Here is a 24,661-nt window from a genome sequence, read left to right on the forward strand (position 1 = left end):
TCGGATGACACGGTCCCGGTTCCTGCCCCTCTGGGCGACGCTGCTCACCGTGATGATCGGTGCGGTCATGGGCACCGTGGCGCTCGCACCGCCCGTGCAGGCCGCGACGGCGTTCACCTCCACCGCGGTCAACCGCAACGGCGGCAACTGCCTGGACGTCCCGGGCAGTTCCACAGCCGACGGCGTCCAGCTCATCCAATGGGCCTGCCACGGCGAGGCCAACCAGACCTTCACCTTCACCCCGGTCGGTGGGACCACCGACCAATACGGCATCGGCACGTCGACCGGCGGAAAATGCGTGGACGTCAACGGAGCGTCCAGCGCCGACAACGCCACGATCGTTCAGCGCACCTGCGGCACCGGGACCAGCCAGAGGTTCCGTCTCCAGCCCGTGACGGTCGAAGGAACGAACAACGTCTACGGCCTGCAGTCGGTGCACTCCGGTAAATGCCTCGCCCCCGCCGGCGACTCCTCCGCCTCCGGCACCGGCCTCGTCCAGCTGCCCTGCACCGGCGCGACGGCTCGGACATGGCGGCTGCCCGGCTTCACCGGCAGCGGCGGCGGCCCGACCCCGCCGCCGACGAAGACCGTCCGGGTGTACTGGCTGAAGCCCTCCGACGTTCCGTTCGACCAGCGCTACCCCGACGGCATCGCCAACGTGATGCGGGAGGCACAGCGCTACTACCGGCAGGAACTGGGCAGGACCTTCACGCTGAACAGCCCCGTGGTCGAGGTCGTCGACGGGGACCAGCCGCGGAGCTGGTACGAGAACACGCCCAACGGCGGTGACCGTTACTGGTGGGCCGTCACGAACATGCAGAACGAACTCGCCAGAAAGTTCGGCCTGAACAACCCCGACAGCCGTTGGCTCAACGTGGGCGAGATCAGCGCCGAGGGAGAAGGCGCGGGCGGGGGCGCCAGCCCCGGCTGGGTCGTCCTGAGCGGGCACGACGCCGACGGCGCCGCGGGCACCGGCGGACAGTCGATGAACCGCTGGTACGGCGGGATGGTGCACGAACTGGGGCACGCGTTCGGCCTGCCGGACTCGTCCTCGACCGACGGCACACCGATGTCCGCGTCCTTCTACGACTACCCCAACACCCACTTCAGCCAGAGCCAGAAGAATCAGATCCTCGACGGCCCCTACGGAGGCTTCCTGTCCTGACGCCGACCGCCCGTGAGCGCCGTGCCGGGACCGACCTCGAGCACCTGGACCCGGTCCGTCCCGGCCGGCCCTCCCGGCAGCGCCCTGCGCGAGTCACCCCGCGTCAGGAGGCGCACCCGCCCACGCGCCGGGTGCTCAGCGCCACGTCGTCCATGCGGACGTCGTACGACTGGGGCGTGGGCCCCGGCTGGTACAGCTGCCAGCCCAGCTTGAGCGTGTCGAAGCGCGGGAAGACGAAGTCGTCCGCGCCGCCGCCGTGCTCCTTCGTGGAGACCGTCAGCTCGGACCGCTCCTCGCCGTCGAGGTAGACGGTGACACGGTTGTCGGTCGCGTCGAGGTGGAATTCGACGCAGCTCCAGGCGCCGGCCGTGGCGGGGGCGGAGGTCTTCCAGGCGGTCCAGTCACCGGTGGGGCCCAGATCGGAGCCGACACCCCAGAAGTTCGCCTGCGAGGTGGGCACGTACTGGCCGCCCAACGGGCGCACCAGCGTGGGGACATCGGAGCCGGAGGCCTCCGCGACGGTCCAGTGCGCCCAGTCGGGGGCCGTGGGGAACCCGGCCACGCGCAGCCGCAGCCGGGCCCAGAAGCTGTTCCCGGCGGGCGCGAGGTCGGAGAGCACGAGGAACGCCCGGCCGTTGCCCTCGGTGCGCAGACGCAGTTCGCGGCCGTGACCGGTGGCGCTGGGTTCGACGGTCAGTGACCCGTGGGAGGCGTCGGTGGTCCAGCCGCGGCCCGCGGTGACCGGACCGAGCGGGAGACGGTCGAAGCTCTCCCTGACGAAAGGGGCCTGCGGGGCGGGAGCCGCCCGCGAGGCAGAGGTGGCGGAGGCGGGGGTGGGGGTGGCTGAGGCGGTGGGGGTCATCACAAGCAGCGCGGCCGAGGCGGCGGACACCGCGGCTGCGATCTTCCTCATGCGTGTCATGGACACAGTCTGCGGCACACGCCACCACGATCACACCGCCTGGTCCCCCAACAGCTTTTCAGGGGAGGCCGGTTGAGGGATCGGCAGGACTGCGGCAGCCGGCCGGCGGATCAGGAGCAGCGCCGCGTCGTCGTGCAGCCGACCTCCGACGTGCGCCAGCAGTTCGTCGTGGATCGCGCCGACCGTGCGCGCCGGCTCGTCGCCGAGATGGCGCGCCAGGCCCTCGACGAGCGGGTAGAACTCGCGGTCGCGGTCACGGGCCTCGATGACGCCGTCCGTGTACAGCAGCAGCTGGTCCCCGTCGGCGAAGGACAGCACCTGAAGGCTCGGCCTCTGGTCGGTGAGGGCGCGCAGCCCGAGGGGCGGGGCGGGGTGCGCCGGTTCCACCGCCGTGACGCTTCGGGAGGCGCCGACGAGCAGCGGTGGCGCGTGACCGCAGTTCACCACTTCCAGCTCCCCGGGACGCGGGTTTCCGGCGACCACGGCGGTGACGAAGTCGTCGGTACCGAGGTTGCGGGCGAGGCTCCGCTCGATCCTGTCGACGACGGCGAGGAGATCGGGTTCGTCGTAGGCGGCCTCCCGGAAGACACCGAGGACGAGTGCGGCGGTACCCACGGCCGGCAGCCCCTTGCCGCGTACATCGCCGACGATCAGCCGTACGCCGTACGGGGTGGGCACCAGCGCGTAGAGGTCTCCCCCGATCCGGGCCTCCGCGGCCGCGGCGCTGTAACGGACCGCCACCTCGAACGGACCGACGGTGGCCGGCACCGGCCTGAGCAGCGCGTGCTGGGCGGCCTCCGCGACCGAGCGGACGTCCGCGAGGACCCGCTCACGGCGTCCGCGCAGCGCGCTGGCCATGGCACTCCCCAGGGTGACGGCCACCAGGGCGGCCAGTACCGCCGCCACCTCACGGCCGGGAGCACCGGCCCGGGCGCCGAGCGTGGCGCCGACGGCCGCGGCGAGCAGGCCGACGCAGACGACACCGCGAGGGCCGTTCGTGGTGGCCGCCAGCGCGGGCCCTGCCGCCAGCAGGGGCAGCCAGATCATCCCCGCCTGGCCGAAGAGGCCGACCAGCATGATCACGAGGAGGATCAGGACCGGCAGCAGAGGACCCGCCCCCCGGTGCCTGAACGATCTGAACAGCCGCGTCGGGCAGTGGTCGCCGCCATGGTTGCGCGCAAGACTCATGCTTCGTCCGCAGTCCTCACCTGTGGGTGCGCCGGGGCACTTCGGAAATGTCCGTTTCCTCTAGAGAACGGGATCGCCCCAGTGCTTACAAGGATCAGGTTTTCAGATAGTGAACGATCACATCGTGAGGGAAAGCCCCCTGGTCACGCGGCTGGCGGTCGGGAGCAGCCGCTCCCGTACCCGCTCGAGCCGGGGAAGCCGGTCGGCCGGCAGCGAGACCCCGAGCGAGCCGAGGGTTTCTCCGCTGTAGACGGGCACGGCCACGCAGACCGTGCCGAGCGCGTACTCCTCCAGGTCCGTGACGGCCGGCGCCGCGGGCGAGGAGTCCAGTTGCCGGAGCAGTTCGGGGGCGCTGGTGATGGTCCTGGGCGTGAGGTCGGCGAGGTGATGGCGGGAGAGGTAGTCCTTGCGGGCTTCGTCGTCCAGTTCCCGCAGCACCGACTTGCCGAGGGCGGTGGCGTGCCCGGCGTCCTCGAACCCGACCCACAGGTCCACACGGGGCGCCCGGGGACCGTCGACGATCTCGGCGACCCTGATCTCTCCCTCCTCGTAGAAGGTGAGGTAGGCGGCGGTCGCGAGTTCGTCCCGCAGCGCGGCGAGTGCGGGACGGACCCGGTTGAGCAGCGCCTGGCCGCGGCCGGCGGTGTGCAGCGTCTGCAGCCTGTCCCCCATGACGAACCCGCCGTCCGGCAGTTTCCGCAGGTAGCCGTCGTGGACGAGGGTGCGCAGCAGGTGGTAGGCGGTGGCCAGGGGCAGCCCCGTCTCGCGCGCCAGCTGTTTCGCCGGCGCGCCGTTCTCATGTGCGCTCGCCGCCTCCAGCAGGCGGAACGCCCGCTGCACGGAGGTGATGAGCGTGGGGCCGTCCCGCTCACCCATGGGACCAGCGTGCGCCAGACACCCGTCCCGGGCAAGGCGCGGGGCCCGGAGAGGCTGCCCGGGGTGCGGGGCGGGCGAGAGTCCGCCGACGGCCGACGTGGGCGGGCGGGCCGACGCGTGGGTCCTGCGGATCACCGGCGAGCTGCTCAGCGCACCGGCCGCTTGAAGTGCGCGTAGGGCGGATACGGCTTGAAGCTGATCATCACCTCCAGGGGGTGCCCGCCACCGGGCGGCTGGACCAGCGCCGGGAGCGCCGTCATCAGCGCGGAGCGGCCCTTCTCGACTCCTTTCTGGCGCGGGCCCCAGCCCGCTGCCCCGGCGAGGTCCGTGGCCGTCTCGGCGAAGACGTCCCGGCTGCCGAACAGGAAGAACGTCCGTGCGTGAGTGGCGTGTCGCAGTTCGTCCCGGAAGTCGGCGCGCCCGGAGCGTTCCCGCCAGGAGGCGGCGTCCCGGGCGGTGCGTGCCTCGTCGGTGCCGACGGTCAGCTCAGTGCCGTTCACCAGCTTGCGCCGCAGCTCGGGCCACTTGCTGGGGCGCAGGCCGAGTGTGTGGTGGGCCAGGACCAGGTCCACCGGTTCGCCGATGGCCTCGTCGGGCGCAGGGGTGTAGCGCAGCGGTACGTGGACGATCGTGTGCCGGGAGTAGGCGGCGAAGGAGAACAGGCCCGCGAGCCGGTTCAGCCCGTCGTGGTCGCCGAGCAGCAGACCGATGGGCCGGGGGGCGCTCAGCGAGGTGTGGCGGAGGGGGTGCCGGGGCTGGACGACACGGTGCTCGTGCGGCCCGGTCCGGGGTCTGAACTGGCGCAGCCTCAGCTGCATACGGAGTACCTCATGGGGTCAGGATCGCGGGCGGCCGCTCCTGTCGGCAACGGAGATTCCGGCGTCCCGCGTGCCTGCTCACCGAGTGCCGCCCGGGCGGGAGCGGCTCGCCCCCTCTCGTGGGCCCGGGACCGCCGCCGTTGAGTCGCGCCGGGATGGGAATCCGCAGCCTGGTGCGTGCCGCGGCGACGGGCCCCGGCTTCCGGACGGATCCGGAGTCAGGGGTGAGCTCGCCTGTCACATCCCGCCGGGGGCCACCCCCGTGCCCAGCAGGGCCGACAACTGCGGGGAGTACGTGGCGTGCAGGACGAGTGCCGCGCTGCCCACCACCGCCGCGTCCGTGCCGAGCCAGGACGCCTCGACCTCGACCACCCGGACGTGCCGGGACAGCGGCCGCCTCGCCAGCGTGGCGGCGACGACCTCGACGTACCGCGACTCGACGTGCTGGATGCCGTGCCCGCCGAGAACGATCAGGTCCACGTCGATGAAGTTCACGATGTCGACCGCGACCGAGGCGACGTGCTCCGCGGTCTCGTCGATGACCGCCGCCGCGACCGGGTCGCCGGCCGCCGCCGCCACCCCGATGGCGGCGTGGTCGACCGCCTCGGGATGCTCGGCGAACACCCGTGCCAGCGCACTGTCCGGGTGCGGTCCGGCGGCGAGCCTGCGGTGCACCTCGGCGACGATCGCCGTCGGGTTGACGAGCCGCTCCAGACATCCCCGGTTGCCGCAGTAGCACTCCGGGCCTTCGGGCAGCACCGAGGAGTGCCCGAACTCCCCCGCGTTCAGTGAACCGCCCCTGTACACCTGGTGGTTCAGGATGAGTCCGCCGCCGACGCCGGTGCCGAAGAAGAAGTAGGCGAAGTCCGCCACGCCCCTGCCCGCACCCGACCAGCGCTCGCCGACCGCGGCGGCGGTGGCGTCGTTGTCGAGGGTCACCGGCAGGCCGGTCGCCTCGCTCAGCATGTGCTGCACCGGCACCCGCGTCCAGCGGGCGAGCTGGGGCGCGCCGACGATCGCGCCCGCCTCGAGGTCGATCGGCCCGGGCGTGGCGAGGCCGAGACCGAGGACCTTGCCGCGGTCGACGCCGGTCTCGGCCAGCACGTCGGCGACCAGTTCCGCCATGTCCTTCACGACCTGGGCCGGGTCGGTCGCGGGGTCCGTGGGGCGTTTCTTGACGACCAGGGGCCGGCCGAGCAGGTCGACCACGGTGCAGCTGAGCTCCACGGGATCGAAGTGGAGCCCGACCGCGCTGCCCGCCTCGGCGTTGATCCGCAGGGTGGTGCGGGGCTTCCCGCCGCTGGACACCCTGCTCGCGCCGTCCTCCCGCACGATGCCCTCGTCGAGCAGGCGGCGCACGATGCCCGACACCGTCTGCGGGGTGAGACCCGTGTGCTGGGCGATCTCGACCCGGCTGACGCCGTCGGCGAGCTGGATCTGGTCCAGGACGACGGCCCGGTTGTATCGCCCGACCTTGGGAAGGTTCGTTCCTGCCTGCCGCACGCACGGTCCTCTCTCGTTACCCCACACCAACCTATCCCTCGCAGCCCATTGACTTAGTAAAACAAATGGATTTAGTGTCCGGACCCGCAGACGAAATCTCGGACACGACGGCACAGGGCAGTGCCATCGGAGGCAAGTTGATGTCCATGCAATGCCGCAGGCCCGAAGGCTCGGGGGCGCCTCGGCGCGTCCCCGGCGGTGGGGAGCGCCTCTCATGACGCCCACCGCCCCGACCCTGCTGGAGATGCGGTCGATCACCAAGACGTTCCCCGGCGTCACCGCGCTCGCCGACGTCAGCCTCCTCGTGCGGGAGGGCGAGATCCACGCGATCTGCGGCGAGAACGGCGCCGGCAAGTCCACCCTCATGAAGGTGCTCAGCGGTGTGCACCCGCACGGCAGTTACACCGGCGACATCGTCTACCGGGGCGAGCAGGTCCGGTTCGGCGACATCCGGGCCAGCGAGCAGGCCGGAATCGCGATCATCCATCAGGAACTGGCCCTGGTGCCCGGTATGTCGATCACCGAGAACCTCTTCCTCGGCAACGAACCGCGCCGCCGCGGCGGCATCGACTGGAAGACGGCCCAGCGCCGAGCCCTGGAGCTGATGAGGCAGGTCGGGCTCCGCGAGGACCCCGACACCCTGATCAGGGACATCGGCGTCGGCAAGCAGCAACTCGTAGAGATAGCCAAGGCGTTCGCGAAGGACGTGAAACTGCTGATCCTCGACGAGCCGACCGCGGCCCTCAACGAGGCCGACTCGCGGCACCTGCTCGACCTGCTGCGCGGCTTCCGCGAGCGGGGTGTCACCTCGATCATCATCTCGCACAAGCTGAACGAGATCGAGGCGGTCGCCGACACCATCACGATCCTGCGCGACGGCCGCACCATAGAGAGCCTCGACGTGCGGGCCGACGGCGTCAACGAGGACCGCATCGTGCGGGGCATGGTCGGCCGTGCACTCGACAGCCGCTTCCCCGACCGCACGCCCGACATCGGCGACGTCTTCTTCGAGGTCCGCGACTGGACGGTGCGGCACCCCAGTTCCGACGAGCGCATGGTGTGCAAGGGCTCGACGTTCCACGTCCGCCGCGGGGAGATCGTCGGCTTCGCGGGACTCATGGGCGCCGGCCGCACCGAACTCGCGATGAGCCTCTTCGGCCGCTCCTACGGCACCTGGCTGTCCGGTCAGGTCTTCAAGGACGGCGAGGAGATCCGGCTGAAGACCGTCTCGGACGCCATCGGGCACGGACTTGCCTACGTCAGCGAGGACCGCAAGTCGATCGGCCTGAATCTCCTGGACGACATCAAGACCTCGATGGTGGCCGCCAAGCTGTCGAAGATCGCCCGGCGCCGCGTCATCGACCCGGTGCGCGAGCACCGGATCGCCGAGGAGTACCGCCGGAGCCTGCGGATCAAGACCCCCGGCGTCGACGAGGGAGTCGTCAAGCTCTCCGGCGGCAACCAGCAGAAGGTCGTCCTGGCGAAGTGGATGTTCACCGACCCGGACCTGCTGATCCTCGACGAGCCGACCCGCGGCATCGACGTGGGCGCCAAGTTCGAGATCTACGGGATCATCCAGCGGCTCGTCGCCCAGGGCAAGGGCGTGGTGGTCATCTCCTCCGAGCTGCCCGAGCTGATCGGCCTGTGCGACCGCATCTACACGGTGTTCGAGGGCACCATCACCGGCGACGTGGCGCGCGGCGACGCCGATCCGGAACTCCTGATGAAGCAGATGACCGCTACCAAGAAGAGCCCCACGCCATGAGCCGAATAACTGACCTGCAGAAGAACCTCTTCGGGGGCACGACCTCCAACGCCCGCCAGTTCGGCATGATCTCCACCCTGGTGGCGATAGTCCTGCTGTTCCAGATCTGGACCGACGGCCTGACGCTCACGTCCGGCAACCTCATCGCCGTCGTCAGCCAGTACTCGTACATCCTGATCCTGGCCATCGGGATGCTGATGGTGATCGTCGCCGGGCACATCGACCTGTCGGTCGGCTCCGTCGCCGCGTTCACCGGCATCGTCGTCGCCAAGGCGATGCAGGAGTACGACCTGCCGTGGCCACTGGGCATCCTGCTCGGCCTGCTCGTCGGCGCGGCGATCGGCGCCTGGCAGGGCTTCTGGGTCGCCTACATCGGCGTGCCGGCCTTCATCGTGACCCTCGCCGGGATGCTGCTGTTCCGCGGCGGCAACCAGTACATCGGCAACGCCGACACGGTTCCGGTTCCCGAGGGCTTCCGCAAGATCGGCGCGGGCTTCCTGCCCGAGGTCGGTCCGGACACCGGGTACAACAACCTGACGCTGCTGCTCGGCGTGGCCGCGTGCGCGGGAGTGGCGTGGCGCGAGTGGCAGGCGCGCCGGACCCGCCGCGAGATGAACGCCGACCCGGCGCCGCTGTGGGTCACCGGCATCCGCCTGGCCGTGATGGCCGGCGTCATCGTCTTCGCGACGCTCCGCTTCGCCGGCGGGCGGATCGGCACCAGCCTGCCGATCTCCGGCATCATCCTGATCGTCCTGGTCCTCGCGTACTCGCACTACACCCGCAACACGATCGGCGGCCGGCACATCTACGCGGTCGGCGGCAACGCACGCGCGGCCGAACTGTCCGGTGTGAAGCTCAAGCGGGTCAACTTCCTGGTCATGACGAACATGTCGGTGCTGGCCGCACTCGCCGGCATGATCTTCGTCGCCCGGTCCTCGGCCTCCGGACCGCAGGACGGCCTGAGCTGGGAACTGGACGCCATCGCGGCCGTGTTCATCGGCGGCGCGGCGGTCTCCGGAGGCCTCGGCACCGTGAGCGGCTCGATCGTCGGCGGTCTGGTCATGGCACTGCTCAACAACGGCCTCCAACTGGAGGGCGTCGGTTCGGACATGGTCCAGATCATCAAGGGCCTGGTCCTCCTGCTCGCCGTCGCCTTCGACGTCTACAACAAGAGCCAGGGACGCTTCTCGATCATCGGAACGCTGACCCGCCCGTTCCGGCGGGACGACCCGGCGGCACCGGCTCCCCCGCCGGCCCCGAACTCCGACGCCGACAAGGCCAAGATCGCGGGCTGACCGCGAAGCCCGTACCGCCCCGCCGCGCTCGACGGCACACCGCACTCCGGCAACCAGCACCGCACGAAGGGTCAACTCACCATGCGCACAACCGTCATCAGAAGCATCGCCGCCGTCGGCGCCGCCGCCCTGCTCACCCTGGGCACGGCCTGCTCCAACGAACGCGAGGGCTCCACCGGCAGCGACAGCGCCGACGGCAAGGGCTTCGCGAAGGACTCCCTGATCGGCGTCGCCCTGCCCGCCAAGACGTCGGAGAACTGGGTGCTCGCCGGTGACCTGTTCACCGGCGGTCTCAAGGACGCGGGCTTCAAGGCGGACGTCCAGTACGCGGGCGCCTCGACCACCGTGGCCGACCAGCAGGCGCAGATCTCCTCCATGGTCACCAAGGGCGCGAAGGTCATCGTCATCGGCGCGACCGACGCCTCACAGCTCGCGACCCAGGTGAAGCAGGCCAAGGAGGAGGGCGCCACCGTCATCGCCTACGACCGGCTCATCACCAACACCCCCGACATCGACTACTACATCGCCTTCGACAACTTCAAGGTCGGCCAGCTTCAGGGCCAGGCCCTGGTCGACGGCATGAAGGCGAAGAAGCCGAAGGGGCCCTGGACGATCGAGATGTTCTCCGGCTCGCCGGACGACAACAACTCCAAGGTCTTCTTCGACGGCGCGATGGACGTGCTGAAGCCACTGATCGACAAGGGCGACATCGTTGTCGGCTCGGGGCAGACCGACATCAAGCAGACCGCGACCCAGGGCTGGAAGGCCGAGAACGCCCAGCAGCGCATGGACTCGCTGCTGACCTCGGCCTACGGCGGCAAGAAGACCCTCGACGGCGTCCTGTCCCCCAACGACACCCTCGCCCGCGCGATCCTCACCTCGGTCAAGGGCGCCGGCAAGCCGGTCCCGGTCGTCACCGGTCAGGACTCCGAGGTCGAGTCGGTGAAGTCGATCATGGCGGGACAGCAGTACTCGACCATCAACAAGGACACCCGCAAGCTCGTCGCGGAGACCGTCAACATGGTCAAGGCCCTCCAGAAGGGCGACAAGCCGACCATCAACGACACCAAGTCGTACGACAACGGCAAGAAGGTCGTCCCGTCCTACCTCCTTCCGCCCGTGATCGTGACGAAGGAGAACGCGGCCGAGGCCTACGCGAACGACCCCAAGCTGGCGGCGCTCACCAAGTAGCACCGACCGTCGCCTCCGCCCGCCCCGAAAGGCTCTCCGGGGCGGGCGAAGGCGACCCCCCGCCGCGGGAACCGGGTCAGCGCGTCGTGCGGGTCGAGGCTCCGACGTCGCGGGCCGCCGCGAGGTAGGCGAGCACCAGCGGCCGTCGGTCCTCCCGCCCGGCGGCCACCGCCAACCGGGAGGGGGAGACGCCCCGGACCGGCACGGCGATCACCTCGTCCCGTACGAGCAGCGGGGCGTTGCCGGTCGCCAGCAGCGCCACGCCCTGGCCGCCGGCGACGGCCTCGTGGGTTTCCTCGGCACTGGCCACCACCCCGCCGATCCGCGGCGGGCGACCGTCGCGGGCGTCGAGCGCGAGCCAGTAGTCCCGCAACGGGCCGGCCTCCGCGGGGAGGGCGAGGAAGGGCTCGTCCAGCAGGTCGGCGAAGTCCACCTTCCCCTCGGGGTCGGACGCGGCCCGGGCCGCCAAGGGGTGCCCGTGCGGCAGCGCGACCAGCCGGGGTTCGCGGGCCACCACCGCGTACTGATAGCGGTCGTCGTCCGGCAGCGGGAGCCAGACGAAGGCGACGTCGCTGGATCCGTCCGCCAACCCGGCGCTGGGATCGGCCCAGTTGACCTGACGCAGGACGGGATGTGCGTCCGGATGCCGGGACACGAGGCGGGTCCGCAGGGCCGGCAGCAGCCCGCGGCCCGGGCTGGTGGACATACCGATCACCAGAGTGCGCCGCTCGGCGGTCTTCGCCTCCTCCACGGCCGCCTCGGCGGCCTCCCATGCGGCCAGCACCTCGCGGGCGCGGGGCAGCAGGGCCTCCCCCACCGCGGTCAACCGCACGGTCCGCCGGTCCCGTTCGAACAGGACCGCACCCAGTTGCCTCTCCAGCATCCGTATCTGCTTGCTCAGCGCGGGCTGGGAGACGAACAGCCGCTCGGCGGCGCGGGTGAAGCTCAACTCCTCGGCGACCGAGGCGAAGTAGCGCAGGTCGCGCCCGTGGATGTCCATAACCCATGGCTATCACGGAGGGTCTTGGACGCCACCCCGGTACCTGCCGAAGGATGGGACCTGTCGACGGGGAGCCCCGGACGGCAGTTGACGAGGGAGACGAAGATGAGCGAGAACGCCAAGGTCTGGCTGGTCACCGGCGCGAGCAGCGGCTTCGGACGGGCCATCGCGGAGGCCGCGGTCGCCGCCGGTGACACGGTGATCGGCACGGCACGGCGGACCGAGGCGCTGGACGACCTGATGGCCGCGCACCCGGACCGGGTGGAGGCGATCGGCCTGGACGTCACCGACGGCGAGCGGATCGACGCGGTGGCCGCCGACGTCCTGGCCCGGTACGGCCGGGTGGACGTGCTGGTGAACAACGCCGGCCGCACCCAGGTCGGGGCGTTCGAGGAGACCACCGACCGGGAGTTGCGCGACCTGTTCGAGCTGCATGTGTTCGGCCCGGCGCGGCTGACCCGCGCGCTGCTGCCGCAGATGAGGGAGCGGGGCGACGGATCTGTCGTGAACATCAGCAGTTTCGGCGGGCAGTTGTCCTTCGCCGGGTTCTCCGCCTACAGCGCGACCAAGGCGGCGCTGGAGCAGCTGTCGGAGGGCCTGGCCGACGAGGTGGCGCCCTTCGGCATCAAGGTGCTGATCGTGGAGCCCGGCGCGTTCCGCACCAACCTGTTCGGCAAGGGTGCGGCGTACTTCTCCGAGGAGAACCCGGTGTACGCGGAGAAGGTCGGCGCGACCCGGCAGCTGGTGCAGGGCGGTGACGGCGGCCAGCCCGGCGACCCGGCGAAGGCAGCCGCGGCGATCCGGCTGGCCCTCGCCGCCGAGAGGACCCCGCTCCGCCTCGCCCTCGGCGGGGACGCGGTCGACTTCCTGACCGGACACCTGGACTCCGTGCGCGCCGAGCTGACCGAGTGGGAGAAGGTCTCCCGGGGGACGGACTTCGACACGGAGTGACGGCCGGGCGGGCGGAGGGACCGGCGGGCCCCTGCCGCGAGCCCGGCTCACGGCTGTTTCACCTCACGGATAGCTCACCAGGTTGGCCACGTTGGTGGCGGAGTTGGACGGCCCGCCCCGGTCGTTGATGACGTGCCGGATGGTCCCGGTACCGCCGAGCGAGACGGTCACCATGTTCTGGAAGCGCACGTTCGGATTGGCCGGGGCCTCGAAGGCGTGCTCGGCGGTGACGCCCGGGTCGACGTTGAAGTAGCAGTAGCTGCCGAGCCCGTAGGCCTGGTGGCCGGTGACCGAGTTCGCGACCTTGTAGGCGGCGTAGCCCTGGGTGGAGCCGTTCATCCAGGCGGCCTGGTTCGGGGGATCGTAGGGCATCTCGTTCTGGTAGAAGTACGTCCGGCCGCCGTTGCCGTTCCACAGGGTCTGGTGCTTCTGGTAGTGCTCGACGAACAGGCCGTACATGGTGACGTCGTCGCCGTTGACGACGAGTCCGGTGTCCGCGGTGTTGGTGTTCCAGCCGATGCCGGTGCCGTGGTCGCCGCGCCAGATCCACATGTGGTCACCGATGACGTCGTCGCTGTTGACGACGAGGCTGGTGGTCGCCCTGCCCACGGCGGCCCCGCCGACCCGGAAGTACACGTCGTGCAGGGAGGTGGGGTTCGCCGCGTGGTCCGCGGCGGCGCCGCTTGGGCCGATCTCCACGAGTGTCTGCGAGTTGGTGGTGCCGGCGTCGAAGAGGACGCCGGCGACCTTCACCCCGTCGACGTCGGCGACGGTCATGGCGGTGACGCCGTTGTCCGGGACGAACGTGGCGAGGCCGAGACCGAGCACCACGGTGTCGGGGCGGGTCACCCGCAGGGTCTGGTCGAGGTGGTACACGCCGGGAGTGACCAGCAGGTTCCTGCCCCCGGCGAGGGCGGCGTTGATCTGTGCCGCGGTCGCGCCGGGTTTGACGACGAAGAACTGGTCGATGCCGAGCGAGCTGCCCGCGGCGGTCCCGTTCGCCCAGGTGGTGGCCGAGGAGTTGGTCCGCACGGACGGGACGAACACCTTGTAGGCGCCGGTACCGTCCACGTACAGGAAGGGCTTCTCCCGCGCCGTGGGAGTGCGGTCGACCGTGGTGTAGGGCGGGTTGGGGAAGCTGTTGCCGGGCACGCCCTGGCTGCCGACGAAGACCATGTTCCAGTTGGAGCCGGTCCAGCCGCCGAGCTGGGAGTTGCGGGTCAGCCACTGCTGCTGGGTGCCGGACCGCACCTGTCCGTCGATCTTGCTGTCGGCCATGAACCCGCCGCTGGACCAGCCGCCGTCGCTCAGCTCCAGGTTGCCGCGCACATGCATGCGGCGGTACCCGGACGCCTGGGACACGGCCCACCGGTCCGTGCCGCCCGTGGGGTTGACCGACAGGTTCTCGGCGCCGCGCCAGAAGTTCTGGGTGGCGTTCTGCGGCGGGAACCAGTCGGCCTCCACATGTACGGCGCCGTTGATGGTGACCGAGTCCGGCGACTGCCCGAGGCCCAGGACCTGGGTGTAGAAGCCGACGTTGACGTCGTTGCTGTACGTGCCCGGCTTGAACATGACCGCGTAGCGCTGGGAGCCGAACTGGTTCGTCTCCTGCTGCTGGAAGATCGAGTTCAGCCGGCTCTGGATCGTGGACGAGGGCATCGACGGGTCGAAGACGACGACGTTCGGGCCGAGGTCGACGTCACCGGGCGCGGTGCTCACGGGCGCGACCTGGAAGCGCTGGGCTGCGGTGCCGTTGCAGGTGTACTGCACCAGCTGGACGCTGTCGGCCGTCGAGGCGGACGGGACGTCGAGACACTTGCCGCTGTTGCGGTTGACGAAGCGGTACGCGCCGCCGCCCTCGTCGACGGCCTGCCACTGCTGGTTGGCGCCGCCGCCGTAGCTCCACAGGTGCACGGCCGCGTTGTCGGCCGTGGAGACGTCGCTGACGTCCACGACCTGCTGGGCGTCGTTGCGATTGCCGATCCGTACGAAGCCGTCGCCGGTCGCGGTGAAACTCCACTGCTGGGCGGTGCTGTTGTTGCAGGCGTACTGCTGCACGGCGGTGCCGTTCCCGGTCGCGGCCGACCGGGCGTCCAGGCACTTGCCGCTGCCGGAGTTCACCACCGTGGACCAGCCGGTGGGGAGGGCGGTGGCCGCGTCGGTGGCCGCCCGGCTGGGCTGGACTCCGGTCAGGAGCGAGACGGCCGTGGCCGCGGCCACGGAAGCCACGGTCCAGGGGCCGGCGAGGGATGGTCGTGGGAAGCGGAGCACGTCTTCTCCTGTGCCGCCGGAACGGCGTGAGTGGGGGTCGGGGAAGTGCGGGAGGGGCCGACCCGGGTACGGGAGGGGTCGGCCCGGGTACGCGAGGGGTCAGCCGGCGTACTGCGCGAAGACCCGGGTGAAGTCCCAGGGCTGCTGGGAGACGCCCGAGCAGGTGTCGGCGCCGCCGCCGGTGCAGGGCCGGTCGCGGTTGACCGACCAGAAGGTCAGCCGGGCCAGGTGCCGCTGCTGGGCGTACGCGAGGATGGTGCGGAAGTCGGCGACGGTCACCGTCTCGCTGTCGTCGGTGACGCCGTTCATCGAGGAGATGCCGGTGTGCCGGTAGGCCTGGTCGTCCGAGTAGCCGTACGCGTTCTTCACCGCGGTCTTGAGTCCCTCGGCGGCCCGGACGGTGAGCAGGCCCATGTTCTGGCCCGCGCCGCCGAAGTCGAACGGCATGATCGTCCAGCTGTCCACGGTGAGTCCGGAGGCGGCGGCCCTGCCGATCAGGCTGCTGTCGGGGCCGTTCTGGCCGGTGCCGAAGGTGACGTACACCTTGATGCCGGGGTTGTTCGCCCTGACGGTCTTCAGCGCGTCGACCGTGCGTTGCTGCACGACGGCGCTGTCGTACGCCGCCGCCTCGATGTCGATGTCGATCGCCTTGAGACCGTAGGCGTTGATGACCTTCTGGTACGCGGCGGCCAGTTCGCCCGCGCTGCCGCAGGAGCTCTCCAGTTTGTTGCCGCTCCAGCCGCCGAAGGAGGGGATCACGTCTCCGCCCGCTCCCCGGACGGCGGTGACGGTCTGCTGGTCGACTCCGCCGGTCAGCGGGCGGCTGCCGTCCCACCGCGGATCGCAGTAGCCGTTGCTGAGGACGAAGGCGAGCGTGAACCACTTGACCCCGGTCGCGTTCATCACGGTGGTGGGGCTGGGCGGGCTGCCCCAGCCGTTGTAGAGATACGGTGCGACGGCCATGGCTCCCGGTCCGGGCGCCGGCTCTCCCCCGCCGCCGGGCGCCGTCCACTTCTGGTTGGCGGTTCCGGTGCAGGTCCAGATCTGCAGCCGGGTGCCGTCGGCGGAGCTGTTGCCGGTCGCGTCCAGGCACTTGTCCGCCTGCGGGTTGACGATGTCCCGGGCGGCGGTGACCGTCCACTGCTGGGCCGCGGAGCCGTTGCAGTCCCACAACTGGGTCCGCGTTCCGTCGGCCGTGCCGCCCGAGGCGACGTCCAGACACTTGCCCAGCGCGCGGATCGTGCCGTCGCCGCCCACGGTCCACTGCTGGGCCGCGCTGCCGTTGCAGTCGTACAGCTGCACGGCGGTGCCGTCGGCGGTGGCGGCACCCGCGATGTCGACGCACTTGCCGCCGATCCCGGTGATCTGCCCGGCGGCCGCCGCGGCGCCGCTCGCCGGTGTTCCGTTCAGGCCGGTGAGCAGGGCGGCGACGGCCGCCGCGCCCAGCGCGCCGCGTACCGCGCGTCGGTGCGCGAACCTCGTGGTCATCGGGTCACCGTCCATTTCTGCTGGGCCGCGCCGGTGCAGGTCCAGATCTGCAGCCGGGTGCCGTCGGCGGAGCTGCCGCCCGTGGCGTCCAGGCACTTGTCCGCCTGCGGGTTGACGATGTCCCGGGCCGCGGGGACGGCCCACTGCTGGGCGGCGGAACCGTTGCAGTCCCAGAGCTGTACGGGGGTGCCGTCGGCCGTGCCGCCCGAGGCGACGTCCAGGCACTTGCCCAGCGCGCGGATCGTGCCGTCGGCGCCCACGGTCCACTGCTGGGCGGCGGTGCCGTTGCAGTCGTACAGCTGCACGGCCGTGCCGTTGGCGCTGTTGGCCCCGGCCACGTCCACGCACTTGCCGGCGAGGCCCGTGACGGGGCCGCCACCGCCCGGCTGGGCGGTGCCGGTGCTCACCCGCACGTGGTCGACCAGGAGCTGCTGGGGGAGGACCGTGCTGCCGTCGGGGTCTCCGGGCCAGTAGCCGCCGACCGCGAGGTTGAGGATCAGGAAGAAGGGCTTGTCGAAGACCCACTGCCGCCCGCCGAGGTCGGCGGGGGTGCGCCGCTGGTAGACGGTGCCGTCGACGGACCAGGTGATCGCGTTCGGGCTCCAGTCGACGGCGAAGGTGTGGAAGGCGTCGGCGAAGGCCTGTCCGCCGGGCAGGGTGTACCCGGCTCCGATGCCCGCGGAGCCGGAGTATCCCGGGCCGTGCAGGGTGCCGTGGACCGTGGCCGGCTCGAAGCCCACGTTCTCCATGACGTCGATCTCGCCCGAGGCGGGCCAGCCGACCTGGCCGATGTCGTTGCCCAGCATCCAGAACGCGGGCCACATGCCCTGCCCGCGCGGGACCTTCATCCGGGCTTCGACACGGCCGTACGTCGTGGTGAACCTGCCGGCCGTGTTCAGCCGGGCGGAGGTGTACTCACACCGCCCGTACCAGCACTGGTAGTTGCCCGGGTTCTCCCGGCGGGCGGTGATCACCAGATGGCCCTGGCCGTCCAGAGCGGCGTTACGGTTGCCCGCGGTGTAGTACTGCCGCTCGTGGTTGTTGACGTTGTCACCGGTCTCGATCTGCCAGCGGGCGCCGTCCACGGCGGCGCCGGCGGGCCCGTCGAACTCGTCGGAGAACGTGACGGCTGCCGCGTCGGCCGACGCGACGGCGTGTGCGGAGGCTTGCGCCGCCGATGGGGACGCGCCCTGCGCCGGTCCGGTGGACAGCGACGCGAAGGCGAGGAGCGAGGCCAGCGAAAACAGCAGGCGCCGGGGCAGGCGCGGAGAGGCCATAGCTCTCCCTTCCTGATGCGTGACGGGCTGACACAAGCACGGCATGCTCATGACAGACCGGAGCGCGGAAGGGCGTACCGCCCGTGACCGCGCCGACTGGGTGGGGGGTGCGAACCGGCCCTGGCGGGGGCTTAGTTCACTACGTGATTTAAGAAGTGAGTAATGAACCTGTCAAGGGTTTGGTATGGACCAGATTCCGGACCTGGAGACGTCCTGGCCGAGGACCACGTCATTCATGGGTGGCGTGGTGGAGGCGTGGGTGCCATACGCGAGGCAGCGTCCCCGGAATGTGGCGCTGTCGGTCGGGTGCCGCCCCGGTGGGGGCGGTCCACGGCCCGCGCGTTCCGAGAGGGCAGGATGGGAGCATGAGCGTAGTCAAGATCAACGTACTGACCGTCCCGGCGGAGCAGCGGGAGACCCTCGAGAAGCGGTTCGCCGCCCGGGCCCATGCCGTCGAGAACTCGGACGGCTTCGAGTGGTTCGAGCTCCTGCGCCCCGTCGAGGGAACCGACGACTACCTGGTGTACACGCGGTGGCGTGACGAGGAGTCGTTCCAGGCGTGGATGGAGGGCCCGATGAAGACCGCGCACCAGGGCGGCACGGAAGGGGAACGGCCCAAGCCCGCGGCATCGGGCTCCACCCTCTGGTCGTTCGAGGTCGTGCAGCAGGCGGCGCCGAAGGGCGAGTAGTCCGCCTCGGCGGCGGGTGGAGACGGCGTCGTCCACCCGCCGGTGGCCGTCAGCTCAGGTCGACGGCGGTCCTGGCCGGGTGCGGCACGGCCCGGCTGTCGGCGGAGTTCATGACGGCCGTCCGCCGAACTGCCATTCGTGAACCTCGATGTCGGCATACAGGTGCGGGGCCAGGACGGCTCGTGCCGTGTCCGGGTCCGGGGCTCTGAGCAGCACCGCGGTGCCCACGGTGGTGGCGCCGTCGTCGGAGAGCAGCGGGCCGTACGCGATCAGCTCGTCCCGGTCGGACGGCACGACGAGGTCGGTGTCCCGCCCCGAACCGAGGCCGAGGACCAGGTACCGGTCGCCATCGGTCCGGCCACCGGGGAATTCCCACATGGTGCGGCCCAGCAGGTTGCGCCACCGGCGCAGCAGCACGTCCCGGTAGACACCGGCCTGGTAGTTGGGCTCGTCGAAGGCGAACGCGCGGGCGGCGGCGGCGTCCGGGAGGTCGACGATGTGCACGCTGCCGGTGGGTGTGTCGCCGTCGGCGGCGAAAGTCGGGCCACGAGCGATCATCTCCGCGGCGTACCGGTCCATGTAGGACCAGTGCTTCTCCAGCAACTCGTCGCGCAGGACGGCGGAGGCGGGCCGGTCACGGTGGTAGCAGAAGAACTCCATGCCCACAGACCCTCCCCAAGGCAGCCCGCCATCTCAACAGGTTTGCCGCCGCATGATCCCGAAGCTCGTGCCCGCCCGCCTCGCCCCGACCTCGGCCCGAGCGGCCGAACCGCCCACGACGCTCACCCGCGACCGCGCCGGGCCGGGCCGGTGACGCTGCGGCGACTGGGTTTCGCCCCCGTCGACTTGACGCGCCATCATATAGTTGCGACGGCTCACGGTGATCCCTTGTACCCCGCCGCGCGGCCGCACCCCACTGGAAAGGCACGACCCTGCGGAACGAACCGCGCAGCCGCACCGACGACGCCTCCGCCGCCCTGTCCTCGCCCCGCCGGTCGGTGTTCTCCCCCGCGGCCGACGTCATCGGCTCGGAACTCGATCTGCGGATGACCGGCAGCCATGTCGTCCACGCACTGACGCCCGGGTTCTGCGACGCGGCTTCCGTGTACCTGCTGGAGCGGTGGCGCGTCGAGGAGAACGCGCACGTCGGAGCGGACGCGCCCAGGATCGAGGCGCGCCGGATGGCGCTGCGTGTCGGACCGGGCGCGCTGGAGGACTGGGAGGGCATGCTGCCGGTCGGCGAGGTGGTCTCCTTCCCCCGGGAGACGCCGTACGCCCGCGCGCTCGCCGCCGGGCAGGCGCAGGTGCTCGACTCGGTGGACCCGCACACGTCGGACCGGCTCATCGCCTCCGGAGACGGCGAGGCGCGCGTCCGCGACCTGCTGCGGGTGGCGTCCTTCCTCGTCATGCCCCTGCGCCTGCGGGACGTGCCGATCGGCTTCGTCACGTGTACGCGGGGACCGGGCCGTGTGCCGTTCGGCCCGGCGGACACGGCCGCCGCGGAGGCACTGGCCGCGCGGGCCGCCGTAGCGCTGGACAACGGGCGCCGGTACGAGCGTGAGCGGCGGACCGCGCTGGCCATCCGCAACAGTCTGCCGCCGGGAACGGCACAGGAGTTCGGGGGCTGCCGCACCGCGCACGGCTGTCTGCCCGCCGGGCAGGGCAACCTCGTCGGCGGCGACTGGTTCGACGTGCTGAAGCGGCCGGGCGACCGGGTCAGCCTGATCGTCGGGGACGCCATGGGACACGGCCCTGAGTCCGCGGTCGCGATGATCCAGCTGCGCACCGCCGTCCGTACCCTGGCGGGCCTCGACATCTCGGCGGCCGACCTCATAGGACGGCTCGACACACTCGCCGGGGACTCCCCCGGCGTCTCGTTCGCGACCTGCATCTACGCCGAGTGGGATGCCCGGCGGCGCACCTGCACGCTGGTGGGGGCGGGCCACCCGCCCCCGTTGCTGCGCGGCCCGGACGGCCGCACGGCCCCGGTCGGACTGACCGGGGCGGGCCTGCCCCTCGGGCTCGGTACGGGCAGCTACGAGGAGACCGTGCTGAGTGTCCCGGATCCGGCCCTGCTGGTGCTCTACAGCGACGGTCTGGTCGAGTCCCGCGACGCCGACATCGACCAGGAGATCAGCCGCCTCGCGCGCACCGTGGACGCGGCGGCGGCCGTCGGGTCCATGGACGGCGACGGGCAGGACGCCCTGCCGTCGTTGTGCCGTCGGCTCCTGCACACCCCTTCCGGCACGGTCGGCGCCGACGACCGCACCCTGCTGCTGGCCGAACTGACCCCTGCCGGGTACTGAGCCGCTGGGAGCGGCCGGCCTGCGGGTCCTGTGCGTCCGCTCAGGCCGTCAGGGTCGCCCACACCGCGTTCCCCTCTCCCGGCATCGCGGTCGGTCACCGCCGGCGCCCGGACGCCCCCGACGACGCCACCGACGCCGAGGTCAGCCCTGGACGGGCGTGGGCGTCAAGCCGTAGCCGGACCGACCGGTCAGGCGGGGGACGAGCCCGGGGGCGGGTGTTCCCGGGCGGGAAGGCTGTCCAGGCCCGTGTCGCGCATGATGCGGTCGACGGTCCTCGTGAGCGTGCTGTCGGCACCGATGACGGTCTCGGTGCCGCTCGGCAGCAGATCGAGATCCCGGTACCAGACGCGCAGGTCCGCCTCGCCCACCTCGTCGGCGATCGGCTTGCCGGCATGGCGCACGAGGGTCTCGGCGAGCGGCACATGGAGGTAGTAGCCGTGGGTCGGGCCGCGGTGGTCCGCGCGCAGCCGCTCGAGCATGGGGCCGTACCGGTCGGCGTACAGAATGCCCTCGAGGACCACGTGGTACCCGGCGTCCAGGGCGTAGCGGGCGACGGCCTCGATCAGCCCGATGTTCGCCGCGCCGGGCCGGTCGTGCTCGCGCAGTACGACCCGGCGGAGGTTGTCCTGCCCGACCAGGGCCAGGCCCCGGCCGAACCTGTCACGCAGGCCGGCCGCCACCGTCGACTTTCCCGAGGCACTGTTGCCCCGCAGCACGATCAGCCGGGTCTCCCGGGTCCCCACCATCACGGCGGTCACGCTACCGGCACCGACCGCAACTGGCGGAAGTTGGCGTGCGGATACCGTTCCAACCGACCGAAAATGTGAACGCGTGTACGTAACAGGGTCGTTGGGACGTAGGTTGTGGCTCGAACTGCTCACGCCTCGGCTGAAAGACGGACGCCCCTCATGACCGACCATGTGACCTCGCCCGGACCAGCGGCGCACCAGAAGATCGACACATCGGTGCCGCACTCGGCCCGCATCTGGAACTACTGGCTGGGCGGGAAGGACAACTACCCCGTCGACGAGCAGGCCGGTGACGCCTACACCGCCGTCTTCCCCGGCATCGTCACCATCGCACGGAGCAGCCGTGCGTTCCTGCGCCGCAACATCACGTATCTGGTCTCCGAGGCGGGCATACGACAGTTCCTGGACGTCGGGACCGGCCTGCCGACCGCCGAGAACACCCACGAGGTCGCCCAGCGCATCGCCCCCGAGACCCGGATCGTCTACGTCGACAACGACCCGATGGTCCTGGCCCACGCCCGCGCGCTGCTCTACTCCACCGCGGAGGGCGCCACCTCCTACGTCGACGCCAACGTGCTGGAGCCGGAGCGCATCCTGGCGGCCGCCGCCGAGACGCTGGACTTCACCCGTCCCACCGCGCTCATCCTCAGCAACATCCTGGGCCACGTCGCCGACTACGACCAGGCACGCTCCATCGTCACGACCCTGATGGCGGCCCTGCCGTCCGGCAGCTACCTCTCCGTCAACGACGGTTCGCGGGGCATCGACCCGGTCTTCGAAGCGGCCCAGGACGCCTACAACGAGAGCGGCGCCGTTCCGTACAACCTGCGCTCCGTGGACGAGATCACCGCGTACTTCGACGGCCTGGACCTCCTGGAGCCGGGAGTCGTCCCGGTCCCCCTCTGGCGCCCGGAGACCACCTCCCCCGCCCCGGAGGTCATCGGCGAACACGGCGGCCTCGCCCGTAAGCCGTGACCGGGGCCGGCGCCGGCGTCCCTGCCGGGCGTCCGGCCGACGAGCGCTGATGTGCGTCCCGCCGCACCGGCAGTCACGGCCGGTGCGGCGGAGTCGTTCAACTCTCCGACCGATATTGACGGACAATGTGAGTACTCCGTAAGGTCGACACCGGCATTGAGTGTCAGCGTCAAGCCCTGGCTAGCTGACCGGCAACCCTCCTCCGCGGTGGGGTGCTCCAGGTGAAAGCCCGGCGGGGTCATTCGACTCCGCAAGCGCGTAGCCCCGGTTCCGGGGCCTGAGAGGTGGAGGACCGGCGTGCGGCACAACGGCAACCTGAGTTCCTCCATCGCGACCGCTGCACCGTTCTCCGGATTCTCGCGCCGTCGCCACATCGACCTGCGGCGTTCCGCCAGCTGTCTGTGTCAGGGCTGATCACGCCCCACCCCACCGGCTGACCCTCGCCCCCGGCGCGGTCATGTCGTCGTCGACATCGTCGTCGGCGTCCCCCCTGAACAGTTCTGAGCAGTGCCGACCCGTGCGGGGACGGCACCTTCCGCGCATCGCCATGGCCGCGTTCCGCCCCGGCATGTGCGCGGTGACCTTGGAGTAGGAGAACCATCCCGTGACAGCGCATCCGGATTCCCGTACTCACCGCCGGGCGGCGTTCGCCGCACTCGTGACCGGCGGGCTGCTGCTGAGCGCCTGCGCGTCGAGCGACACCGGCAGCGCCGGCGGCGAGGGCGGCCGGCCGAAGTCGGGCGGCACCCTCACCTTCGCGGTGGGTTCCGACGCCGGCTGCGTGGATCCGCAGCAGGTGGCCAGCAACGACACCATCTACTCACTGCGTCAGGTCGTGGACTCCCTGACCGACCAGGACCCCAAGACCGGAAAGATCGTGCCCTGGCTGGCGAAGAGCTGGGACATCAGCCCGGACACCACGACGTTCACGTTCCACCTGAGATCAGGTGTGACCTTCAGCGACGGGACACCCCTGACGGCACAGGTGGTGAAGGACAACTTCGACGCGGTGCCGAAGCTCGGCGCCCTGGGCACCCTCGCCCAGGGGTACCTGAGCGGCGTGGAGAGCACCACCGCGGTGGACCCGCTGACGGTGCGGGTCAGGTTCAAGCAGCCCAACGCGCAGTTCCTGCAGGCCACGGCGACGCACTCGCTGGGGATCGAGTCGTCGGCGAGCGCGAAGGAGAGCCCGCAGGACAAATGCAGCAAGGGCGTGGTCGGATCCGGGCCGTTCGTGCTGAAGGACTATGCGCAGAACCAGTCGATCACCCTGGCCAGGCGCGCCAAGTACGCGTGGGGTTCCACGCTGTGGACCAAGAAGGGCGAGGCCTACCTGGACAAGCTGGTGTTCAAGGTGGTCCCCGAGGCCGGCGTACGCACCGGCAGCCTCCAGTCCGGCCAGGTGGACGCGATCGGCAGCGTCGGCAAGGCCAACGAGGCCGCGCTCCAGGGCGGCGCGGTGAACCTCCCCCAACGGGCCAACCCGGGCGTGGTGTTCAACCTGGGGCTCAACAACTCCCGGGCGCTCTTCAAGGACGCGAAGGTGCGCCAGGCGCTCCTGTTCGCCATCGACCGGCAGCAGATCGTGGACGCCGTGTTCCCCACCGGCACCGAGCCGGCGACCAGCATCCTGGCGCACACCACACCGGACTACGCCGATCTCGGCCCGGACCTGGCCTTCGACGCGGGCAAGGCGAAGTCCCTGCTGGACTCGGCCGGTTGGAAGGCGGGCAGCGACGGCGTCCGGGTCAAGGACGGCAAGAGGCTGAGCCTGACCGTCAAGTGGTTCGCCAACGCGGCCACCAACCAGCCCGCGCTGGAACTGATCCAGCAGCAGCTCAAGGCCGTCGGCATCGACGTGGCGCTCAAGCAGCTCCAGATCACCCAGTTCTCCCCGACCCTTCAGTCCGGTGACTTCGACGCGGTGTGGGGCAATGTGACCCGCGCCGATCCGGACATCCTGCGCAGCTCGTACTCCTCCCGGCTGGCCAACTTCTACCACCTGCCGGCGAGCTCCCTGGACGACGCGCTGACGCAGCAGGCCGCGACGAGCGACCCGGTCAAGCGCAAGCAACTGGTGGGCGAGGCACAGAAGTTGATTGTGCAGAACGCCTACGTCGTGCCCGTGGTGGAGCTGCAGACCCAGCTGGGGGTGGCGAAGAAGGTGCACGACCTCGACTTCGAGGCCTCCAGCCGGATACAGCTGCACGACACCTGGATCGGGTAACGGCC

The 24,661-nt window shown here is 70.8% G+C and carries 21 protein-coding genes and 1 riboswitch; of the genes, 10 read left to right on the plus strand and 11 right to left on the minus strand.

Features of this window, described 5'->3' with window-relative positions:
* The first annotated feature begins 4 nt into the window (after positions 1–4).
* A complete protein-coding gene (locus ACIPFH_RS12995) occupies positions 5–1,165 on the plus strand; it encodes an RICIN domain-containing protein (RefSeq protein ID WP_401825696.1) in 1,161 nt (386 codons plus the stop codon).
* A 103-nt stretch (positions 1,166–1,268) separates the two neighbouring features.
* Here ACIPFH_RS12995 and ACIPFH_RS13000 read toward each other — a convergent pair whose 3' ends face one another.
* The 5 genes from ACIPFH_RS13000 to ACIPFH_RS13020 form a co-directional block, all read right to left on the minus strand.
* Positions 1,269–2,087 (minus strand): hypothetical protein, encoded by an 819-nt coding sequence (locus ACIPFH_RS13000; protein ID WP_401825699.1) that lies wholly within the window; start codon positions 2,085–2,087, stop codon positions 1,269–1,271.
* A gap of 30 nt (positions 2,088–2,117) precedes the next feature.
* Positions 2,118–3,275 (minus strand): PP2C family protein-serine/threonine phosphatase, encoded by a 1,158-nt coding sequence (locus tag ACIPFH_RS13005; RefSeq protein WP_401825700.1) that lies wholly within the window; start codon positions 3,273–3,275, stop codon positions 2,118–2,120.
* Positions 3,276–3,392: 117 nt separating this feature from the next.
* Positions 3,393–4,151 (minus strand): IclR family transcriptional regulator, encoded by a 759-nt coding sequence (locus ACIPFH_RS13010; protein WP_401825703.1) that lies wholly within the window; start codon positions 4,149–4,151, stop codon positions 3,393–3,395.
* A 146-nt stretch (positions 4,152–4,297) separates the two neighbouring features.
* Positions 4,298–4,969 carry a hypothetical protein gene (locus ACIPFH_RS13015; RefSeq protein WP_401825705.1) on the minus strand — a complete coding sequence of 224 codons (672 nt, stop codon included), beginning with the start codon at positions 4,967–4,969 and terminating at the stop codon, positions 4,298–4,300.
* A 237-nt stretch (positions 4,970–5,206) separates the two neighbouring features.
* Positions 5,207–6,472, minus strand: a complete 1,266-nt coding sequence (locus ACIPFH_RS13020) for an ROK family protein (protein WP_401825708.1) — start codon at positions 6,470–6,472, stop codon at positions 5,207–5,209.
* Positions 6,473–6,686: 214 nt separating this feature from the next.
* Here ACIPFH_RS13020 and mmsA point away from each other — a divergent pair, with 214 nt between their 5' ends.
* The 3 genes from mmsA to ACIPFH_RS13035 all read left to right on the plus strand — a co-directional run bounded on the left by mmsA (position 6,687) and on the right by ACIPFH_RS13035 (position 10,723).
* Positions 6,687–8,237 (plus strand): multiple monosaccharide ABC transporter ATP-binding protein, encoded by a 1,551-nt coding sequence (gene mmsA / locus ACIPFH_RS13025; RefSeq protein WP_401825710.1) that lies wholly within the window; start codon positions 6,687–6,689, stop codon positions 8,235–8,237.
* The gene (mmsB, locus tag ACIPFH_RS13030) at positions 8,234–9,532 is read left to right on the plus strand and encodes a multiple monosaccharide ABC transporter permease (RefSeq protein WP_401825713.1); all 1,299 of its coding nucleotides are present in this window, start codon (positions 8,234–8,236) and stop codon (positions 9,530–9,532) included. Before mmsA ends, mmsB begins: the two co-directional genes overlap by 4 nt.
* 81 nt (positions 9,533–9,613) lie before the next feature.
* Positions 9,614–10,723 carry a sugar-binding protein gene (locus ACIPFH_RS13035; protein WP_356248432.1) on the plus strand — a complete coding sequence of 370 codons (1,110 nt, stop codon included), beginning with the start codon at positions 9,614–9,616 and terminating at the stop codon, positions 10,721–10,723.
* Between the two features lie 76 nt (positions 10,724–10,799).
* Here ACIPFH_RS13035 and ACIPFH_RS13040 read toward each other — a convergent pair whose 3' ends face one another.
* Positions 10,800–11,723, minus strand: coding sequence for a LysR substrate-binding domain-containing protein (locus ACIPFH_RS13040; RefSeq protein WP_401825716.1), 924 nt, complete (start codon positions 11,721–11,723; stop codon positions 10,800–10,802).
* Between the two features lie 105 nt (positions 11,724–11,828).
* On the opposite strand from ACIPFH_RS13040, the gene ACIPFH_RS13045 reads away from it, so the two are divergent.
* Positions 11,829–12,674, plus strand: a complete 846-nt coding sequence (locus ACIPFH_RS13045; protein ID WP_401825719.1) for an SDR family oxidoreductase — start codon at positions 11,829–11,831, stop codon at positions 12,672–12,674.
* A gap of 63 nt (positions 12,675–12,737) precedes the next feature.
* Here ACIPFH_RS13045 and ACIPFH_RS13050 read toward each other — a convergent pair whose 3' ends face one another.
* From ACIPFH_RS13050 to ACIPFH_RS13060, 3 genes are all read right to left on the minus strand, one after another.
* Positions 12,738–14,903, minus strand: a complete 2,166-nt coding sequence (locus ACIPFH_RS13050; protein ID WP_401826844.1) for an RICIN domain-containing protein — start codon at positions 14,901–14,903, stop codon at positions 12,738–12,740.
* A 141-nt stretch (positions 14,904–15,044) separates the two neighbouring features.
* Complete coding sequence (locus tag ACIPFH_RS13055; protein WP_401825722.1) at positions 15,045–16,448, minus strand: ricin-type beta-trefoil lectin domain protein; 1,404 nt, start codon at positions 16,446–16,448, stop codon at positions 15,045–15,047.
* The gene (locus tag ACIPFH_RS13060) at positions 16,430–17,710 is read right to left on the minus strand and encodes a ricin-type beta-trefoil lectin domain protein (protein ID WP_401825725.1); all 1,281 of its coding nucleotides are present in this window, start codon (positions 17,708–17,710) and stop codon (positions 16,430–16,432) included. Before ACIPFH_RS13060 ends, ACIPFH_RS13055 begins: the two co-directional genes overlap by 19 nt.
* Before the next feature lie 365 nt (positions 17,711–18,075).
* On the opposite strand from ACIPFH_RS13060, the gene ACIPFH_RS13065 reads away from it, so the two are divergent.
* Positions 18,076–18,399 carry an antibiotic biosynthesis monooxygenase family protein gene (locus ACIPFH_RS13065; protein WP_401825728.1) on the plus strand — a complete coding sequence of 108 codons (324 nt, stop codon included), beginning with the start codon at positions 18,076–18,078 and terminating at the stop codon, positions 18,397–18,399.
* 108 nt (positions 18,400–18,507) lie between these two features.
* Here the strand turns inward: ACIPFH_RS13065 and ACIPFH_RS13070 are convergent, their stop codons facing one another.
* The gene (locus tag ACIPFH_RS13070; protein WP_401826846.1) at positions 18,508–19,059 is read right to left on the minus strand and encodes a YciI family protein; all 552 of its coding nucleotides are present in this window, start codon (positions 19,057–19,059) and stop codon (positions 18,508–18,510) included.
* Between the two features lie 338 nt (positions 19,060–19,397).
* Here ACIPFH_RS13070 and ACIPFH_RS13075 point away from each other — a divergent pair, with 338 nt between their 5' ends.
* A complete protein-coding gene (locus ACIPFH_RS13075) occupies positions 19,398–20,705 on the plus strand; it encodes a PP2C family protein-serine/threonine phosphatase (protein ID WP_401825730.1) in 1,308 nt (435 codons plus the stop codon).
* Positions 20,706–20,893: 188 nt separating this feature from the next.
* On the opposite strand, the gene ACIPFH_RS13080 is transcribed toward ACIPFH_RS13075, so the two are convergent.
* Positions 20,894–21,451 (minus strand): AAA family ATPase, encoded by a 558-nt coding sequence (locus tag ACIPFH_RS13080; protein ID WP_401826849.1) that lies wholly within the window; start codon positions 21,449–21,451, stop codon positions 20,894–20,896.
* Positions 21,452–21,613: 162 nt separating this feature from the next.
* Between ACIPFH_RS13080 and ACIPFH_RS13085 the strand changes: the two genes are divergently transcribed.
* The 3 genes from ACIPFH_RS13085 (at position 21,614) to ACIPFH_RS13095 (ending at position 24,656) form a co-directional block, all read left to right on the plus strand.
* Entirely contained in the window at positions 21,614–22,429 is an 816-nt protein-coding gene (locus tag ACIPFH_RS13085; protein WP_401825732.1) for an SAM-dependent methyltransferase, read from the plus strand.
* A gap of 152 nt (positions 22,430–22,581) precedes the next feature.
* A riboswitch (SAM riboswitch) is annotated at positions 22,582–22,692 on the plus strand.
* Between the two features lie 34 nt (positions 22,693–22,726).
* Positions 22,727–22,843 carry a putative leader peptide gene (locus tag ACIPFH_RS13090; RefSeq protein ID WP_401825735.1) on the plus strand — a complete coding sequence of 39 codons (117 nt, stop codon included), beginning with the start codon at positions 22,727–22,729 and terminating at the stop codon, positions 22,841–22,843.
* Between the two features lie 190 nt (positions 22,844–23,033).
* Positions 23,034–24,656, plus strand: coding sequence for an ABC transporter substrate-binding protein (locus ACIPFH_RS13095; protein ID WP_401825737.1), 1,623 nt, complete (start codon positions 23,034–23,036; stop codon positions 24,654–24,656).
* Positions 24,657–24,661 lie beyond the last annotated feature (5 nt).

Source organism: Streptomyces sp. NPDC088157, from assembly GCF_044741545.1.
GTDB lineage: Bacteria > Actinomycetota > Actinomycetes > Streptomycetales > Streptomycetaceae > Streptomyces.

Coding starts and splice junctions, on each gene's coding strand:
- ACIPFH_RS12995 (WP_401825696.1), top strand. CDS start 5: ATGACACGGTCCCGGTTCCTGCCCCTCTGGGCGACGCTGCTCACCGTG.
- ACIPFH_RS13000 (WP_401825699.1), bottom strand. CDS start 2,087: ATGACACGCATGAGGAAGATCGCAGCCGCGGTGTCCGCCGCCTCGGCC.
- ACIPFH_RS13005 (WP_401825700.1), bottom strand. CDS start 3,275: ATGAGTCTTGCGCGCAACCATGGCGGCGACCACTGCCCGACGCGGCTG.
- ACIPFH_RS13010 (WP_401825703.1), bottom strand. CDS start 4,151: ATGGGTGAGCGGGACGGCCCCACGCTCATCACCTCCGTGCAGCGGGCG.
- ACIPFH_RS13015 (WP_401825705.1), bottom strand. CDS start 4,969: ATGCAGCTGAGGCTGCGCCAGTTCAGACCCCGGACCGGGCCGCACGAG.
- mmsA (WP_401825710.1), top strand. CDS start 6,687: ATGACGCCCACCGCCCCGACCCTGCTGGAGATGCGGTCGATCACCAAG.
- mmsB (WP_401825713.1), top strand. CDS start 8,234: ATGAGCCGAATAACTGACCTGCAGAAGAACCTCTTCGGGGGCACGACC.
- ACIPFH_RS13035 (WP_356248432.1), top strand. CDS start 9,614: ATGCGCACAACCGTCATCAGAAGCATCGCCGCCGTCGGCGCCGCCGCC.
- ACIPFH_RS13040 (WP_401825716.1), bottom strand. CDS start 11,723: ATGGACATCCACGGGCGCGACCTGCGCTACTTCGCCTCGGTCGCCGAG.
- ACIPFH_RS13045 (WP_401825719.1), top strand. CDS start 11,829: ATGAGCGAGAACGCCAAGGTCTGGCTGGTCACCGGCGCGAGCAGCGGC.
- ACIPFH_RS13055 (WP_401825722.1), bottom strand. CDS start 16,448: ATGGACGGTGACCCGATGACCACGAGGTTCGCGCACCGACGCGCGGTA.
- ACIPFH_RS13060 (WP_401825725.1), bottom strand. CDS start 17,710: ATGGCCTCTCCGCGCCTGCCCCGGCGCCTGCTGTTTTCGCTGGCCTCG.
- ACIPFH_RS13065 (WP_401825728.1), top strand. CDS start 18,076: ATGAGCGTAGTCAAGATCAACGTACTGACCGTCCCGGCGGAGCAGCGG.
- ACIPFH_RS13070 (WP_401826846.1), bottom strand. CDS start 19,059: ATGGAGTTCTTCTGCTACCACCGTGACCGGCCCGCCTCCGCCGTCCTG.
- ACIPFH_RS13080 (WP_401826849.1), bottom strand. CDS start 21,451: ATGGTGGGGACCCGGGAGACCCGGCTGATCGTGCTGCGGGGCAACAGT.
- ACIPFH_RS13085 (WP_401825732.1), top strand. CDS start 21,614: ATGACCGACCATGTGACCTCGCCCGGACCAGCGGCGCACCAGAAGATC.